Source organism: Rhodococcus sp. B50 (assembly GCF_013602415.1).
GTDB lineage: Bacteria > Actinomycetota > Actinomycetes > Mycobacteriales > Mycobacteriaceae > Rhodococcus.
Map to the genome: position 1 here is coordinate 399163 of NZ_WPAG02000002.1, position 14959 is coordinate 414121.

The window sequence follows — 14959 nt, forward strand, 5'->3', positions numbered from 1 at the left end:
TTCCGTTCTCCATCATCCGGTGGCCGCGACCGTCTGCACGGTCGCGGCCACCGTCGCACAGGAAGTGAGTAGTGCTCATGAAACTTGCGGTCATCCCCGGTGACGGCATCGGCGTCGAGGTCACGGCGGAGGCACTGAAGGTGCTCCGCGTGCTCGTCCCCGACCTCGAGACGACCGAGTACGACCTCGGTGCCCGCCGGTACAACGCGACCGGCGAACTCCTGCCCGATGCCGATCTCGCCGCGATCCGCGAGCACGACGCGATCCTCCTCGGCGCCATCGGTGATCCGTCGGTCACGCCCGGTGTCCTCGAACGCGGACTCCTCCTGAACATGCGGTTCGCGCTCGATCACCACGTCAATCTCCGCCCGTCGCGCCTGTACCCGGGCGCGAAGTCGCCGCTGGCCGCCGATCCCGAGATCGACTTCGTCGTGGTCCGCGAGGGCACCGAGGGCCCCTACACCGGCAACGGGGGAGCGATCCGCGTCGGTACGCCCCACGAGATCGCCACCGAGGTCTCGGTGAACACCTGGTTCGGCGCCGAGCGTGTGGTGCGGTACGCCTTCGAGCTCGCGCAGACCCGCCGCAAGCACCTGACGCTCATCCACAAGACCAATGTGCTGTCCAACGCCGGTGCGATCTGGACACGTGCGATCGAGTCGGTGGGCAAGGAATTCCCCGAGGTCACCACGGCCTACTGCCACATCGACGCGGCGACGATCTACATGGTCGACGACCCGTCGCGGTTCGACGTCATCGTCACCGACAACCTGTTCGGCGACATCATCACCGACCTCGCGGGCGCGGTGACCGGTGGCATCGGCCTGGCCGCGAGCGGCAACATCGACGCCTCGGGCACCAATCCGTCGATGTTCGAGCCCGTGCACGGTTCGGCGCCGGACATCGCCGGCAAGGGCATCGCCGACCCCACTGCGGCGATCCTGTCCACGGCCCTGCTGCTGCGCCATCTCGGACGCGAGGAGGAGGCCGCACGGGTTGAGCGTGCCGTGGAGGCGGATCTCGCCGCCCGCAGCACCGGTCCGATCGTGACCACCGAAATCGGTGACCGGATCGCGGCTGCTCTCTGAGTTCGGAGTTCTTCGTCACACCGCGCGTGGCGCCGGCGGGTACGTCCCGTCCGGCGCCACGCGCGTTCTGTATCAGTCCTTGGGAACGACGGGAACCGCGGCTGCAGGGGCCACCGCGGCCAACGCGAACGCGGCCGGGAACCCGAATGCGGCGATGAGCCCGCCGAAGATCGGTCCGACGGCCGCGGCGAAGACGAACTGACCGGTGTTCTGGATCCCGAGCGCGCGTCCTCCCCAGAACGGGCCGGCGATCTCCGCGACGGCCGTGAACGCCAGCCCGTTCGGAGCCGAGGTGAGGATCGACGCGACGAGCAGGACACCCACTGCGATCGCCGAATCCGTCCATGCCGTGACGGACAGAGCGACCATCGACACGACGACAGATGTCGCGACGAGGCGCATCGGTCCCAGTCTGCTGCCCACCCGGTCGGACCACGCGCCGGTGACGACACGCCCGATCGCGCCGAGGATCTGGGCGGCGGTGATGACGAGTCCGGCACCCACCTCGTCCCATCCGCGGTCGGCGATGAGCCAGACCAGGGCGTAGGTCCACACGACGTACTGCGGCACCACGAGCAGGATCGATGCGAGATGGATTCGCGTGAGGGACATCGAATTGCGGTAGGGATTACCGAGAGCGCCGGCGCGTTCGGCCTCCTCCCGGCCGGGTCGCGGCGGATCCACCACGCCGACGGCGCAGGCGAGGGCGGCCGTCCCGCACGCGAGCGCGGGGAAGGCGAGTGCCCATGCGATCCCGTGGCCACCCGCGAGGGTGGGAATGACGAGTGCGCCGGCCGCGACGCCGAGCGGCACCGACATCTGCCGGATTCCCATCGCCAGGCCCCGCTGGTGCGGAGGGAACCATCCGACGACGACCCGGCCACTCGCCGAGTTCGCGCTCACGGCCCCGGCTCCCGCACACATCAGCAACAGGCCCAGCGATCCGATGGCGATCGTGCGGGAGAGATCCATCGACGTCGTCACGCTCGCAAGGGACATCGCTACGGATGCGATCCCGAGCCCGGCGGCCAGGGCGAGACGTTCGCCGAAGCGGTCCGCGATCGCGCCCCACACGACGAGGGTGAAGACACCGCCGAGCAGTGGCGCGCCGGCGAGGGTTCCGGCCTGGGCCAGGGTGAAGCCGGCATCCTCGTTCAGGGTGGGGATGAGGAAGGCGATGCCGTTGATCACGGTGGCCTGCGAGGCCTGTGCGAGCACGCCGAGGGCCAGGATCAGCCATCGCCGCCGACCGATGTCCGGAGTGTACATACGTCTCACTATCTGAGATTCTCGTACCGTTATGTGAAATCTGTTCCGGACTCTATACCCGTGCCACCCGGGCGTCGATCGCAGCGCGTGCACACCGTTAGACTCCGGACATGCGCCTTGGTCGAATTGCCAGCCCGGATGGTGTCGCGTTCGTGAGCATCGAAGGGGAGGGGGAGTCCGCGACGGCGAAGGAGATCGCCGAGCATCCTTTCGGGAACCCCACATTCACGGGCCGGAGCTGGCCCCTCGCCGACGTGCGGATTCTCGCGCCGATCCTCGCCACCAAGGTGATCGCGGTGGGTCGCAACTATGCGGCGCACGCCGCCGAGTCCGGCAACGACGTCCCCGACGAGCCGATGATCTTCCTCAAGCCCAACACGTCGATCGTGGGTCCGGGTGCGCCTATCGTGATTCCGCCCACCACCTCGCTCGTCCACCACGAGGCCGAACTCGCCGTGGTCATCGGACGCCCCTGCAAGGACGTCCCTGCCGCGAAGGCACGGGAGGCGATCCTCGGATACACCGTCGCCAACGACGTGTCCGCGCGCGACCATCAGCGCAAGGACGGCCAGTGGGGTCGGGCCAAGGGGCACGACACCTTCTGCCCGCTCGGCCCGTGGATCGAAACCGACATCGACGCTTCCGATCTCGAGATCTCGGCGGAGGTCGACGGACAGGTCCGGCAGCGCAGCCGCACGTCGAAGATGGTGCACGACATCCCGAAGCTCGTCGAGTGGATCTCCGGTGTCATGACGCTGCTGCCGGGCGACGTCATCCTCACCGGCACCCCGGAGGGCGTCGGGCCGATCGAACCGGGGAACACCGTCTCGATCACAGTCGAGGGCATCGGTACGCTCACCAACCCGGTCGTCGCCAAGGGAGCCTGACCGGAGTTCGCGGCAGGGCGGATAGCCTGGGATGGTCTCCCGTCGATCCTCAACCCTGAGCGAGTCATGACCACCAGCGAAGTACGCGTACGTTTCTGCCCGTCACCGACCGGAACCCCGCACGTGGGTCTGGTGCGCACCGCCCTGTTCAACTGGGCTTTCGCGCGTCATCACGGCGGCACCTTCGTGTTCCGCATCGAAGACACCGACGCCGCACGCGACACCGAGGAGTCGTACCAGGCGATCCTCGACGCCCTCCGGTGGCTGGGTCTCGAATGGGACGAGGGTCCGGAGGTCGGCGGACCGTACGAGCCGTACCGGCAGTCGCAGCGACGCGACCTGCACCTCGCGATCGTGCAGAAGCTCGTCGACGCGGGTGAGGCGTACGAATCGTTCTCGACGCCGGAGGAGGTCGAGGGGCGGCACAAGGCCGCCGGACGCGACCCGAAGCTCGGCTACGACAACTTCGACCGCGACCTCACCCCGGAGCAGCGGCAGGCCTTCCTCGACGAGGGCCGCAAGCCGGTCGTGCGGCTGCGCATGCCCGACGAGGACCTCACGTGGAACGACCTCGTCCGCGGTGAGACGACGTTCAAGGCCGGTACGGTGCCCGACTTCGCGCTCACCCGCGGCAACGGCATCCCGCTCTACACGCTCGTCAATCCCGTCGACGACGCGCTGATGAAGATCACGCACGTCCTGCGCGGCGAGGACCTGCTGTCGTCGACGCCGCGTCAGCTCGCGCTCTACGCCGCGCTGCAGCGGATCGGCGTCACCGATTTCACACCCGAGTTCGGCCACCTGCCGTTCGTGATGGGACAGGGCAACAAGAAGCTCTCCAAGCGCGACCCGGAGTCCAATCTCTTCCTGCATCGCGATCGCGGGTTCATCCCCGAGGGACTGCTCAACTACCTCGCGCTGCTCGGCTGGGGGCTCGCCGACGACCGCGACGTGTTCTCCCTCGACGAGATGGTCGCGGCCTTCGAGATCTCCAAGGTCAACTCGAACCCGGCCCGGTTCGATCAGAAGAAGGCCGACGCGATCAACGCCGAGCACATCCGCCTGCTCGAGCCGGCGGAGTTCGCCTCGCGCCTGAAGACCTATCTCGTGGAGCACGGCCGGATCGGTCCCGACGTCGACGACGCGCTCTTCCGCACGGCCGCCGATCTCGTGCAGACCCGCATCGTCGTGCTCGGCGACGCGTGGGATCTGCTGAAGTTCCTGTTCGTGGACGAGGCCGATTTCACGCTCGACGAGGCATCCGCGGCGAAGAACCTCAAGGAGGATGCCGCGCCGGTGCTCGACGCCTCCGTCGCGGCCCTCGAGGGTCTGGCCGAATGGACCACGCCGGCGATCGAGGAGGCGCTGAAGAGCGCGTTGATCGAGGATCTGGAACTCAAGCCGAGGAAGGCCTTCGCGCCCGTGCGGGTCGCGGTGACCGGATCGCACGTCAGCCCGCCGCTCTACGAGTCGATGGAACTGCTCGGCCGTGAGCGCACCCTCGCACGGCTTCGTGCCGGCCGGGCACGCATCGCCTGACCCTTCGCGATCGGTCTCGGCCCGTCGTCGGCGCTGCGCCGGTGACGGGCCGAGCTCGTTCTATGGCCGATTTCAGGCCTCTGACCAGCCGATTTGTAGTTGGTGGCGGGGTTGGTGCTAATCTTCTTCTCGGTTCGGAACGGAGGCCGCAGCGCGAAAGCGCGGGCCGACGGAACAGACCATTGGGGTATGGTGTAATTGGCAACACAGCTGATTCTGGTTCAGCCATTCTAGGTTCGAGTCCTGGTACCCCAGCTGAGGCGCGGTGGTTTGCCCGCAGCGCCTCGGCCAGCTATGCTGGCTGAGCTTCCCTCGGGGAGCGAAGAGAAGAAGTTCCATAGGCCCCCGTCGTCTAGCGGCCTAGGACGCCGCCCTCTCACGGCGGTAGCGTGGGTTCGAATCCCATCGGGGGTACAACGGAATCCCATCGATCTGCGGGTCGGTGGGTGTTTCTTCTCTCCAGAGGTACCGATCCGTCGGTGCCGAGGAAAGTTCCAGGCCCCCGTCGTCTAGCGGCCTAGGACGCCGCCCTCTCACGGCGGTAGCGTGGGTTCGAATCCCATCGGGGGTACAACCACGAAGGCTCTCCGATCCTCGATCGGAGAGCCTTTCGCGTATCCGGGGTCAGTGTGCGGCGGACGGGAGGTGGGCCGCCGTCGTGCCGCCGATCTCCATGGCGGGCATCCCGAGCTTGCGGTGGTCCCACGAGCGCACCCGCACGGGCGCCACGCGCACGGCCACCCTCTTGTTCATCATCTGCTCCACCGCGGGACGCGCCTCGTCCGTGTACGGGGCGGTGTACCGTTCCCACACGTCGCGGCAGACGTCGAACAGCCGGTCGTGGTCGTCGAAGATCTCTGCCCGCCCCTCGATCGACACGCCGCGTAATTGGTCGTAGGTGTCGCCGGCCTCGACGAGGACGGTGACACGGTCGTCGCGGCGAAGGTTGACGACCTTCTGCGACTTCGACTTCGTCTCGAACCAGATCTCGCCGTCCAGCACCGCGTACCACATCGCGACGAGATGCGGGGTGCCCGTCGGTCCGAGGGTCGCCAGGTTCGCGACCCGGCTGCGGTGGAGGAACTCGTCGATCTCCGAGTCCGTCATCGTGATGTCTGCGCGGCGATTCGTTCCCATGCGAAGCACTGTGGCACAGGGTGGGGCCGTACGCCCGGGTTCCTCCCGCTCCCCTCCGTGAGCGCTCGCGCGCGTTCCGGCTTCAGAGGCGCTTCTGGAGCGCCTCCGCGGCGGCAAGGAGGTCGGCGGCCCACCGGGCTCCCGGTCGGCGGCCCATGCGGTCGATGGGACCCGATACGGAGATCGCCGCGATCACGGCGCCGGCGCTGTCGCGGACGGGTGCGGCGACCGAGGCCACACCGGGCTCGCGTTCGGCGGCGCTCTGGGCCCAGCCGCGACGGCGGACCTCGACGAGGACGCGTTCGCCGAACGCCGCCTCGGGGAGGATGGCGCGCTGGGTCGCCGTATCGGCCCACGCGAGCAGAACTTTCGCGCCGGAACCGGCCGTCATCGGAAGCCGCGCCCCGACGAGGACCGTGTCGCGCAGGCCGGTCGGGGGTTCGAGAGCGGCGACGCAGACCCGCTGGGTTCCTTCGCGGCGGTACAACTGCACGCTCTCGCCGGTGATCTCGCGCAGGCGGGGGAGCACGAGAGAAGCGGCCTCGACGAGGGTGTCGCCTGCGCCCGCGGACAATTCGGCCAGTCCGGGACCGGGACGCCACTGCCCGTCGCTGTCGCGCATGAGCAGGCGGTGGACCTCGAGGCCGACTGCGAGACGGTGCGCGGTGGCGCGGGGCAGGCCCGTCCGCGCGCACAACTCGTTGAGGTTGCACGGTTGTTCGGCCACCGCGTGGAGGACTGTCATCGCTTTGTCCAGCACTCCGATCCCGCTATGCTGTCTCATAGGTCGATACCTCCGTCTCGCATAATGGGAAGCATATCGCATGCCGAGAGCGGTGGGGACGACGCCATACGCGGCCGGACAGCCCCCGGGATTCGCGTTCGTCACGTACGACAAGGTGGAGAAGATGGCTGGAAAGACTCTGGCGGAGAAGGTGTGGGACCAGCACGTGGTCGTGCGCGGTGAAGGAGAGGGATCGGCGCGACAGCCGGACCTCATCTACATCGACCTGCACCTCGTACACGAGGTGACCAGCCCGCAGGCCTTCGACGGTCTGCGGCTGGCCGGACGCCCGCTCCGGCGACCCGATCTCACGATCGCCACCGAGGATCACAACGTCCCCACGGTGGACATCGACAAGCCGATCGCCGATCCGGTCTCGCGCACGCAGGTCGAGACCCTGCGCCGCAACTGCGAGGAGTTCGGTGTCCGACTGCATCCCATGGGCGATCTCGATCAGGGCATCGTTCACGTGGTGGGCCCGCAGCTCGGCCTCACCCAGCCCGGTATGACGGTGGTCTGCGGCGACAGTCATACCTCCACGCACGGCGCATTCGGTGCGCTGGCGATGGGTATCGGCACCAGTGAGGTCGAACACGTCATGGCCACACAGACATTGTCGTTGCGGCCGTTCAAGACGATGGCGATCAACGTCGACGGCACGCTGGCGCCCGGAGTGACGAGCAAGGACCTCATCCTCGCGATCATCGCGAAGATCGGCACCGGCGGCGGACAGGGTTACGTCCTCGAATACCGTGGCGAGGCGATCCGCTCGCTGTCGATGGAAGCGCGGATGACCATCTGCAACATGTCGATCGAGGCGGGTGCCCGCGCGGGCATGATCGCACCCGACGAGACCACCTACGAGTTCGTCAAGGGCCGTCCGCACGCACCGAAGGGCGCCGACTGGGACGCTGCCGTCGAGGCGTGGGAACAGCTGAAGACCGACGACGACGCGGTTTTCGACGCCGAGGTCCACATCGACGGCAGCGCTCTGACACCCTTCGTCACGTGGGGCACCAATCCGGGCCAGGGCGCGCCGCTCGGATCCACGGTTCCGGTACCCGAGGAGATCGCGGACGAAACCGAGCGGTCTGCCGCGGAGAAGGCATTGCGCTACATGGATCTCGAGCCGGGGATGCCGCTGCGCGATGTGAAGATCGACACCGTCTTCGTCGGGTCGTGCACCAACGGCCGCATCGAGGATCTGCGGGCGGTGGCGGATGTCCTGAAGGGCCGCAAGGTCGCCGACGGCGTCCGGATGCTCGTCGTGCCGGGCTCGATGCGGGTGCGGGCGCAGGCGGAGGACGAGGGACTCGGCGAGATCTTCACCGCCGCAGGCGCCGAGTGGCGCCAGGCCGGATGTTCGATGTGCCTGGGCATGAACCCCGACCAGCTGGCGCCGGGGGAGCGCTCCGCGTCGACCTCCAATCGCAATTTCGAAGGACGGCAGGGCAAGGGCGGGCGGACCCATCTCGTCTCGCCGGCCGTGGCCGCCGCAACCGCGGTGCGGGGAACGCTTTCCGCACCGGCGGATCTGGACTAGACCACAGGACCGACGAGGAGAATTTTCGATGGAAGCTTTCACCACTCACAAGGGCATCGGCGTCCCGCTGCGCCGGTCCAATGTCGACACGGATCAGATCATCCCGGCCGTCTACCTGAAGCGTGTCACCCGTACGGGATTCGAGGACGGCCTGTTCGCCGCATGGCGCAACGACCCGTCCTTCGTCCTCAACACCCCGCCCTTCGACCGCGGCAGTGTTCTCGTCGCCGGACCGGATTTCGGCACCGGCTCGTCGCGTGAGCATGCGGTGTGGGCGTTGTCGGATTACGGATTCCGGGTCGTCATCTCGTCCCGGTTCGCCGACATCTTCCGCGGCAACGCCGGCAAGGCCGGCCTGCTCGCCGCTCAGGTCTCGCAGGACGACGTGGAACTGCTGTGGAAGCTCATCGAACAGCAGCCCGGGCTCGAACTGGAGGTGGATCTCGAGAGCCGGACCGTGACCGCCGGAACCACCGTGGTGCCGTTCACCATTGACGACTACACCAGGTGGCGTCTGCTCGAGGGTCTCGACGACATCGGACTGACATTGCGGCAGGTAGACGCGATTTCCGAGTACGAAAAGTCAAGGCCGTCATGGAAACCGAGTACCCTTCCGGCGCCCTGAAAACACCCCCGAACACGCCTCTTCCGGGCCCGGTCCGACACTCCCGTCGGGCCGGGCCCGGAAGTTATTTGCATGAGAATCCGCGTGGCACATAGACTCTTGCCCGTTTGCGGGTCTACCGTGGACTGGAGTCGGTCTGACGGTGGACCGTATATGTGCGGAGGAAATCAATGAACAAGGCAGAACTGATCGACGTTCTGACCGAGAAACTCGGTTCGGACAGGCGCACCGCTACCGCGGCCGTCGAGCACATGGTGGACGCCATCGTTCGCGCTGTGCACGAGGGTAGGAGCGTCACCATCACCGGATTCGGTGTCTTCGAGAAGCGTCGCCGGGCCGCTCGTGTCGCCCGGAACCCGCGCACGGGTGAGACGGTCAAGGTCAAGCCGACCTCGGTGCCGGCATTCCGTCCCGGCCAGTCCTTCAAGAACATCATCGCGGGCACCCAGAAGCTTCCCGCTTCGGGTCCGGCCGTGAAGCGTGGTGCGGCTGCAGCAGCCAAGAAGACCGCGGCAGCCAAGAAGGCGGCCAAGAAGACTGCGGCGAAGAAGACCACGGCGACCAAGTCGACCGCGGCGAAGAAGACCACCGCGGCCAAGTCGACGCCGGCGAAGAAGACTACCGCCACCAAGTCGACCGCAGCCAAGTCGACGCCGGCGAAGAAGACCACCGCCACCAAGTCGACTGCAGCCAAGTCGACGCCGGCGAAGAAGACCACGGCGACGAAGTCGACCGCGGCGAAGAAGACCACCACGGCGGCGAAGAAGACCACCGCGGCCAAGTCGGCCCCGGCGAAGAAGACCACCGCCACCAAGTCGACCGCGGCGAAGAAGACCACCACGGCGGCGAAGAAGAGCCCGGCGAAGAAGACCACGGCTCGCAAGAGCGCCAAGAAGTAGAAGTCACCCTCGGTACGGCCCGCACAGGTGCGGGCCGCGCAGGTGCGGCGACGGCGGCCACCGGACATCCGGTGGCCGCCGTCGCGCGTTCCGGGTCAGATGCTCTCGTCGTCCACGGCGGGGCGGCCGGTGGGAAGGGGACTGTCGATGTGGTCTGCCGCGACCAGGCGGTCGCCGCGCAGAGACAACACCCACATACTCGCCTTCCGATTCCGTGCCGGAGGCAGCACGAGACCGTCGCGCTCCGCCCACCACTCCAGCAGTGGCGGGATCACCTTGCCCTGACTGCAGATCACAGGAGTGCCGGGACCGGACGCGATCTCCAGCGCCCGCTTGCGTCCGCGGTCCGGGTCGGAACGGTACTCCTCTTCGGACAGGGACGGTTCGAGCAAGACCTCGAGTTCGTGCCGGGAGGCGAACGGTTCGACTGTCGCGATGCACCGTGTGCGATCGGCCGATACCACCCGATCGCCGCCGAACGCCGTCAGTTGCGGCACGAGAGCGGCGGCCTGCGCCCGTCCGGATGCGTCGAGGGGACGGTAGCGGTCATCGCCCTTGTACTTCTTGCGACTTCCCGCCTTGGCGTGGCGGACGATCAGTGCGGTGGTGGTGTCGAGTGGCACGCGCCGGAATCGGCGCAGGACACTGCGGTCCATCGGGTAGGACAGCAGGTCGAATGCTCCTTCGGGGGTCACCCAACGCAATTCGTCCACCTCGTTGTTGGGCGTGAACTGCCCGTCGACGGTGCGGGCGGCCCAGTAGTCGACCCTCTTGAGCCTGCGGTGCCCCGGCACCGGGTAGACCACTTTTCCGAGACTGCGTCCGAGTGCGGCGCGGAACCCGGTCTCCTCTTCGATCTCCCGCACCGCGGCGACCACGGCGGTCTCACCCTCGTCGAGTTTGCCCTTCGGGAAGGACCAGTCGTCGTAGCGGGGGCGGTGTACGAGGGCGACCTCCGCGTCGTACGGAGCGTTCTCGGCGGCGCCCCGCCACAGGACCGCGCCCGCCGCGAAGATGTTGGCCTTCACGGGCTTGTCGCGTGATTCGGTCAACGTTTCCTCCACCTCAGGACGAGCGGCTACGCATGAGTTCGACCTGGTGGTCGCGGGCAGCTGTGCCCGGCTCGGGCGACGCCGTCCAGGTGCCGTCGCCCTCGAGAATCCAGCAGCGTGTCGCGGGATCCAACGCGGAATCGAAGATGCCGTCCAACTGCGTTGCCAGCCGGGTGTTCTTCACCTGCACCATCACTTCGACCCGCCGGTCGAGATTCCGGTGCATCATGTCGGCGCTGCCGATCCAGTACTCGTCGCTGCCGCGGAAATGGAACAGTCGCGAGTGTTCGAGGAAGCGGCCCAGAATCGATCGCACCGTGATGTTCTCGCTCAAGCCGGGCACTCCGGGCTTGAGCGCGCAGATCCCGCGCACGACCACCTCCACCCGGACCCCCGCGCGGGATGCGCGGTAGAGCGCGTCGATCACCTGCTCGTCGACGAGGGCGTTGGCTTTGAGTCGGATCCCGCTGGGACGACCGGCGTTGTGGTGCTCGATCTCACGCTCCACGCGCTGGACGATCCCCTTGCGGACCCCGTGCGGTGCGACGAGCAGATTGCGGTACTGGGCCTTTCGGGAGTATCCGGTGAGGGTGTTGAACAGGTCGGTGAGGTCGGCGCCGATCTCGGGGGAGGACGTGAGCAGGCCGACGTCCTCGTACAGGCGGGCGGTCTTCGGGTTGTAGTTGCCTGTGCCGATATGGCAGTAGCGCCGGATCGTCGACCCCTCGCGTCGCACGACCAGACAGGTCTTGCAGTGGGTCTTGAGACCGACGAGTCCGTATACGACGTGGACACCTGCCTGTTCGAGCTTGCGGGCCCACTTGATGTTGGCCTGCTCGTCGAAGCGGGCCTTGATCTCCACCAGCGCGACGACTTGTTTGCCGGCCTCGGCGGCAGCGATGAGGGCGTTGACGATGGGGGAGTCACCCGACGTCCGGTACAGCGTCTGCTTGATCGCGAGCACCTGGCTGTCGGCCGCCGCCTGCTCGATGAACCGCTGGACGCTCGTGGAGAACGAGTCGTACGGATGGTGGACGAGGATGTCGCCCTCGCGGAGAGTGGAGAACACGCTCTTCGGGGTCTCGCGCTCACCGAATGCGGGGTGGGTCGCCGGTACGAAGGGTGCATCCTTCAGGTCCGGACGGTCGACGGCGTGCACCTGCCAGAGCGACGACAGGTCGAGCAGACCGGGCAACTGGACGACGTCCACCCGGTCGACGTCGAGTTCGCGCAGCAGGAGTTCGAGCATGTGCTCGGTCATGTCGTCCGACACCTCGAGCCGCACGGGAGAACCGAAGCGCCGTCGGGCGAGTTCGCGTTCGAGGGCCTGGAGGAGATCCTCGTCACGGTCCTCCTCGACCTCGAAGTCGGCGTTGCGAGTGACTCGGAAGGCGTGGTGTTCGACGATCTCCATGCCGGGGAACAGGACGTCGAGGTGAGCGGCGATCAGCTCCTCGAGGGGAAGGAAAGCCGGCAGCCCGTGCGACGAACCCGCACGGTCGACCCGCACGAAGCGATCGACGTTGTCGGGCACCTTCACGCGCGCGAAGTGCTCTCCCGAGGACTGCGAATCCTTGACCGTGACAGCGAGGTTGAGGGACAGGCCGCTGATGTAGGGGAAGGGGTGGGCGGGATCGACCGCGAGCGGCGTCAACACGGGGAAGACCTGCTCGGCGAAATACTGTGTCAGACGGTCGCGTTCGTCCGGTGTCAGATCCGGCCATCGGATGATCGAGATTCCTTCGGCTGCCAGCGCGGGCATGACCGAATCGAGGAAGACCTGTGCCTGGCGCCCGGCGAGTTCGCGCGTGCTCGACGCGATGAGGGCGAGCTGAGCGCGCGGGGACAGTCCGTCCGCGGACCGGACCGACAGCCCCGTCTCGGCGCGACGTTTGAGACCGGCGACCCGCACCATGTAGAACTCGTCGAGATTCGACGCGAAGATCGCGAGGAACTTGGCGCGTTCGAGCAACGGCTGCGAGGTGTCCTCCGCGAGCGCGAGAACGCGAGCGTTGAAATCGAGCCAGCTCTGTTCCCGGTTGAGATAGCGGTCGACGGGAAGCGTGGTGTCGTGATCGGTCGTCGACTGCAGGGCCGTCGCCGCCGGAGGTGCGCTGGTGGCGGTGGCCACACGACCGGAAGGTCGTGCAACCCCGGGCGGGGCCGCGTTCTCGGAACTTGTGGGATCGGGGGAATCGCCGTTGGTCACCAGTTCATTGTGGCAGAGCTACGGCTCCCTGCAGCGCTGTCGCACCGGTGGCGAAGAGGGAACTCGAGTCCCTCCAGCGCGGCCGCGGTGGCCGGTCCGACGCCGAGCTGCACTGCGGCAGCAAGATCGTCCGGGGTGTCCACATCGAGTCGCAGGCCCGGAAGTGCGTCCGGCACCGGGTACGCGCCGGCGTCGACATGACGGCGGGCCGATCCCGGCCCGAACGCCAGCGGCGGCAGGGTTCCGCTCACACAGTGCAGCAACGCCGTCGTACCACCCGAGGTGTGATCGGCGACGACGGCCGTCCCCGTCCTGCGCGCCGTCTCGCGTGCGAGCGCGAACTCGTCGGGTCGCAAGGACGGCAGGTCGGCCTGCAATGCCACGAGTTCGGCATCGGGTGCGCCGTCGCGCACCCGGCGGGCCGCTGCGCGCAGAGCGGAATTGAGCGGATCGGGGGAGCCGGGCGCGACGGGGTCGGGGAGGACGTCCGCGCCGCATTCCCGCGCGACGGCCGCGACGCGGTCGTCGGCCGTGACGACGGTGACCGTCACGTCCCCGGCAGCCAGCGCCGCCGTCACGGTGTCCTGCAGCATCGCCAGAACCAGTGATTCCCGCGCCGCCGGGTCCAGGACATGCGCCAGCCGCGACTTCGCCAGGCCGAGGGCCTTGACGGGGACGAGCACGTGCGTCGCGGACATTGCCCGATTGTGCCATCAGCGGCGAATTCGGCGACCGCACGGTCGACCGACGTGGCCGGCGGCGTGTGCGGTCCGTCCGCCGACCCGGCGCGGCGTCGGCGGTGGCTGCGCGATACTGGGTGCGACCGTGGGTGGTGACCGCCCGGACCGAACCGGTCGCGACCGCCCGATCTCCGGGCCGATCGCGACCGCCCGTGCCGGGCATCGGACGAGAGTGAGGATCGCGTGACCACAGCAGCAGTTCTGGGCGCGGGTTCGTGGGGCACGGCGTACGCCAAGGTGTTGGCCGATGCCGGGACGGACGTGACGATCTGGGCGCGGCGCGAGGAGGTGGCGCGCGGCATCGCGGAACGGCACGAGAACTCCGACTATCTGCCCGGTGTGGAACTGCCGCACTCGCTGAAGGCCACCGCCGATCACCGGGTGGCGGTGGCGGGTGCCGACTTCGTCGTTCTCGCCGTTCCGAGCCAGACCCTGCGTACCAATCTCGAGGCGTGGAAGGCGGACATCGGATCCGACGTCACACTTCTGAGTCTCGCCAAGGGAATCGAGAGCGGCACCCTGATGCGCATGAGTCAGGTGATCGGTCAGGTCACGGGCGCCGAGCAGAATCGGATCGCCGTGCTGTCCGGCCCCAACCTCGCTCGTGAGATCGCCGAGGGGCAACCGGCCGCGACGGTAATCGCGTGCCCTGATTCGACCCGCGCCATGGAGATTCAGAAGTCGTGTGCGACAAGATATTTCCGTCCTTACACCAATTCGGACGTGATCGGCTGCGAGATCGGCGGCGCATGCAAGAACGTCATCGCTCTCGCCTGCGGCATGGCCGCCGGAGTCGGCCTCGGTGAGAACACCGTCGCGAGCATCATCACCCGCGGCCTCGCCGAGATCACCCGTCTCGGAACCGCCCTCGGAGCGAAGCCGGCGACGCTCGCCGGTCTCGCCGGCGTCGGCGATCTCGTCGCCACGTGCACCTCCCCGCTGTCGCGCAACCGTTCGTTCGGCGAACGTCTCGGCCACGGCGAGTCGCTCGAGAGCGCACAGGAGGCCACCCACGGTCAGGTGGCCGAAGGGGTCAAGTCGTGCACCTCGGTCCGCGCCCTCGCCGCGAGCTACGACGTGGAGATGCCGCTCACCGACGCCGTGCATCGCGTGTGCCACGAAGGCATGTCGGTACCGGATGCGATCGGGCAGCTGCTCGGACGCCGGATCAAGCCGGAATGAGACGC

At 67.7% G+C, this 14959-nt stretch carries 13 protein-coding genes and 3 tRNA genes; 10 read left to right on the forward strand and 6 right to left on the reverse strand.

Annotation, left to right across the window (positions count from 1 at the left end; genetic code table 11):
* Positions 1-77: 77 nt before the first annotated feature.
* Positions 78-1088, forward strand: a complete 1011-nt coding sequence (locus GON09_RS02135; RefSeq protein ID WP_213930397.1) for a 3-isopropylmalate dehydrogenase — start codon at positions 78-80, stop codon at positions 1086-1088.
* A 72-nt stretch (positions 1089-1160) separates the two neighbouring features.
* Here the strand turns inward: GON09_RS02135 and GON09_RS02140 are convergent, their stop codons facing one another.
* Positions 1161-2357, reverse strand: a complete 1197-nt coding sequence (locus GON09_RS02140; protein ID WP_213930398.1) for an MFS transporter — start codon at positions 2355-2357, stop codon at positions 1161-1163.
* 110 nt (positions 2358-2467) lie between these two features.
* On the opposite strand from GON09_RS02140, the gene GON09_RS02145 reads away from it, so the two are divergent.
* From GON09_RS02145 to GON09_RS02165, 5 genes are all read left to right on the forward strand, one after another.
* Positions 2468-3244 (forward strand): fumarylacetoacetate hydrolase family protein, encoded by a 777-nt coding sequence (locus GON09_RS02145; protein WP_213930399.1) that lies wholly within the window; start codon positions 2468-2470, stop codon positions 3242-3244.
* A gap of 66 nt (positions 3245-3310) precedes the next feature.
* Positions 3311-4783, forward strand: coding sequence for a glutamate--tRNA ligase (gene gltX / locus GON09_RS02150; RefSeq protein WP_213930400.1), 1473 nt, complete (start codon positions 3311-3313; stop codon positions 4781-4783).
* A 183-nt stretch (positions 4784-4966) separates the two neighbouring features.
* Positions 4967-5038: transfer RNA gene (locus GON09_RS02155), tRNA-Gln, on the forward strand.
* A gap of 86 nt (positions 5039-5124) precedes the next feature.
* Positions 5125-5197, forward strand: a tRNA-Glu gene (locus tag GON09_RS02160).
* Positions 5198-5281: 84 nt separating this feature from the next.
* Positions 5282-5354 (forward strand) — tRNA-Glu (locus GON09_RS02165).
* A gap of 53 nt (positions 5355-5407) precedes the next feature.
* On the opposite strand, the gene GON09_RS02170 is transcribed toward GON09_RS02165, so the two are convergent.
* Positions 5408-5920: a pyridoxamine 5'-phosphate oxidase family protein gene (locus GON09_RS02170; RefSeq protein WP_213930401.1), complete on the reverse strand. Its 513-nt coding sequence runs from the start codon at positions 5918-5920 to the stop codon at positions 5408-5410.
* An 82-nt stretch (positions 5921-6002) separates the two neighbouring features.
* Positions 6003-6704, reverse strand: a complete 702-nt coding sequence (locus GON09_RS02175) for an IclR family transcriptional regulator (RefSeq protein WP_213930402.1) — start codon at positions 6702-6704, stop codon at positions 6003-6005.
* A gap of 115 nt (positions 6705-6819) precedes the next feature.
* Here GON09_RS02175 and leuC point away from each other — a divergent pair, with 115 nt between their 5' ends.
* From leuC to GON09_RS02190, 3 genes are all read left to right on the forward strand, one after another.
* Entirely contained in the window at positions 6820-8247 is a 1428-nt protein-coding gene (leuC, locus tag GON09_RS02180) for a 3-isopropylmalate dehydratase large subunit (RefSeq protein WP_374195376.1), read from the forward strand.
* A gap of 28 nt (positions 8248-8275) precedes the next feature.
* Entirely contained in the window at positions 8276-8872 is a 597-nt protein-coding gene (gene leuD, locus GON09_RS02185; RefSeq protein WP_213930404.1) for a 3-isopropylmalate dehydratase small subunit, read from the forward strand.
* Positions 8873-9042: 170 nt separating this feature from the next.
* Positions 9043-9771 carry an HU family DNA-binding protein gene (locus tag GON09_RS02190; RefSeq protein WP_213930405.1) on the forward strand — a complete coding sequence of 243 codons (729 nt, stop codon included), beginning with the start codon at positions 9043-9045 and terminating at the stop codon, positions 9769-9771.
* Positions 9772-9866: 95 nt separating this feature from the next.
* Here GON09_RS02190 and GON09_RS02195 read toward each other — a convergent pair whose 3' ends face one another.
* The 3 genes from GON09_RS02195 to cofC are packed head-to-tail and all read right to left on the reverse strand — an operon-like array spanning position 9867 to position 13730.
* Positions 9867-10823, reverse strand: a complete 957-nt coding sequence (locus GON09_RS02195; protein WP_213930406.1) for an NUDIX hydrolase — start codon at positions 10821-10823, stop codon at positions 9867-9869.
* Positions 10824-10836: 13 nt separating this feature from the next.
* On the reverse strand, positions 10837-13032 hold the full coding sequence (locus GON09_RS02200) for an RNA degradosome polyphosphate kinase (protein WP_213930407.1): 2196 nt from the start codon (positions 13030-13032) through the stop codon (positions 10837-10839).
* Entirely contained in the window at positions 13029-13730 is a 702-nt protein-coding gene (gene cofC, locus GON09_RS02205) for a 2-phospho-L-lactate guanylyltransferase (protein WP_213930408.1), read from the reverse strand. The genes GON09_RS02200 and cofC overlap by 4 nt, the downstream gene beginning before the upstream one ends.
* 225 nt (positions 13731-13955) lie before the next feature.
* On the opposite strand from cofC, the gene GON09_RS02210 reads away from it, so the two are divergent.
* Positions 13956-14954 (forward strand): NAD(P)H-dependent glycerol-3-phosphate dehydrogenase, encoded by a 999-nt coding sequence (locus GON09_RS02210; protein WP_213930409.1) that lies wholly within the window; start codon positions 13956-13958, stop codon positions 14952-14954.
* The last annotated feature ends 5 nt before the right edge of the window (positions 14955-14959 follow it).

Bases quoted from the DNA above. Each gene is read 5' to 3' on its own strand.
- GON09_RS02145 (WP_213930399.1), top strand. From the start codon at position 2,468: ATGCGCCTTGGTCGAATTGCCAGCCCGGATGGTGTCGCGTTCGTGAGC.
- gltX (WP_213930400.1), top strand. From the start codon at position 3,311: ATGACCACCAGCGAAGTACGCGTACGTTTCTGCCCGTCACCGACCGGA.
- GON09_RS02175 (WP_213930402.1), bottom strand. From the start codon at position 6,704: ATGAGACAGCATAGCGGGATCGGAGTGCTGGACAAAGCGATGACAGTC.
- GON09_RS02140 (WP_213930398.1), bottom strand. From the start codon at position 2,357: ATGTACACTCCGGACATCGGTCGGCGGCGATGGCTGATCCTGGCCCTC.
- GON09_RS02190 (WP_213930405.1), top strand. From the start codon at position 9,043: ATGAACAAGGCAGAACTGATCGACGTTCTGACCGAGAAACTCGGTTCG.
- cofC (WP_213930408.1), bottom strand. From the start codon at position 13,730: ATGTCCGCGACGCACGTGCTCGTCCCCGTCAAGGCCCTCGGCCTGGCG.
- GON09_RS02170 (WP_213930401.1), bottom strand. From the start codon at position 5,920: ATGGGAACGAATCGCCGCGCAGACATCACGATGACGGACTCGGAGATC.
- GON09_RS02135 (WP_213930397.1), top strand. From the start codon at position 78: ATGAAACTTGCGGTCATCCCCGGTGACGGCATCGGCGTCGAGGTCACG.
- leuD (WP_213930404.1), top strand. From the start codon at position 8,276: ATGGAAGCTTTCACCACTCACAAGGGCATCGGCGTCCCGCTGCGCCGG.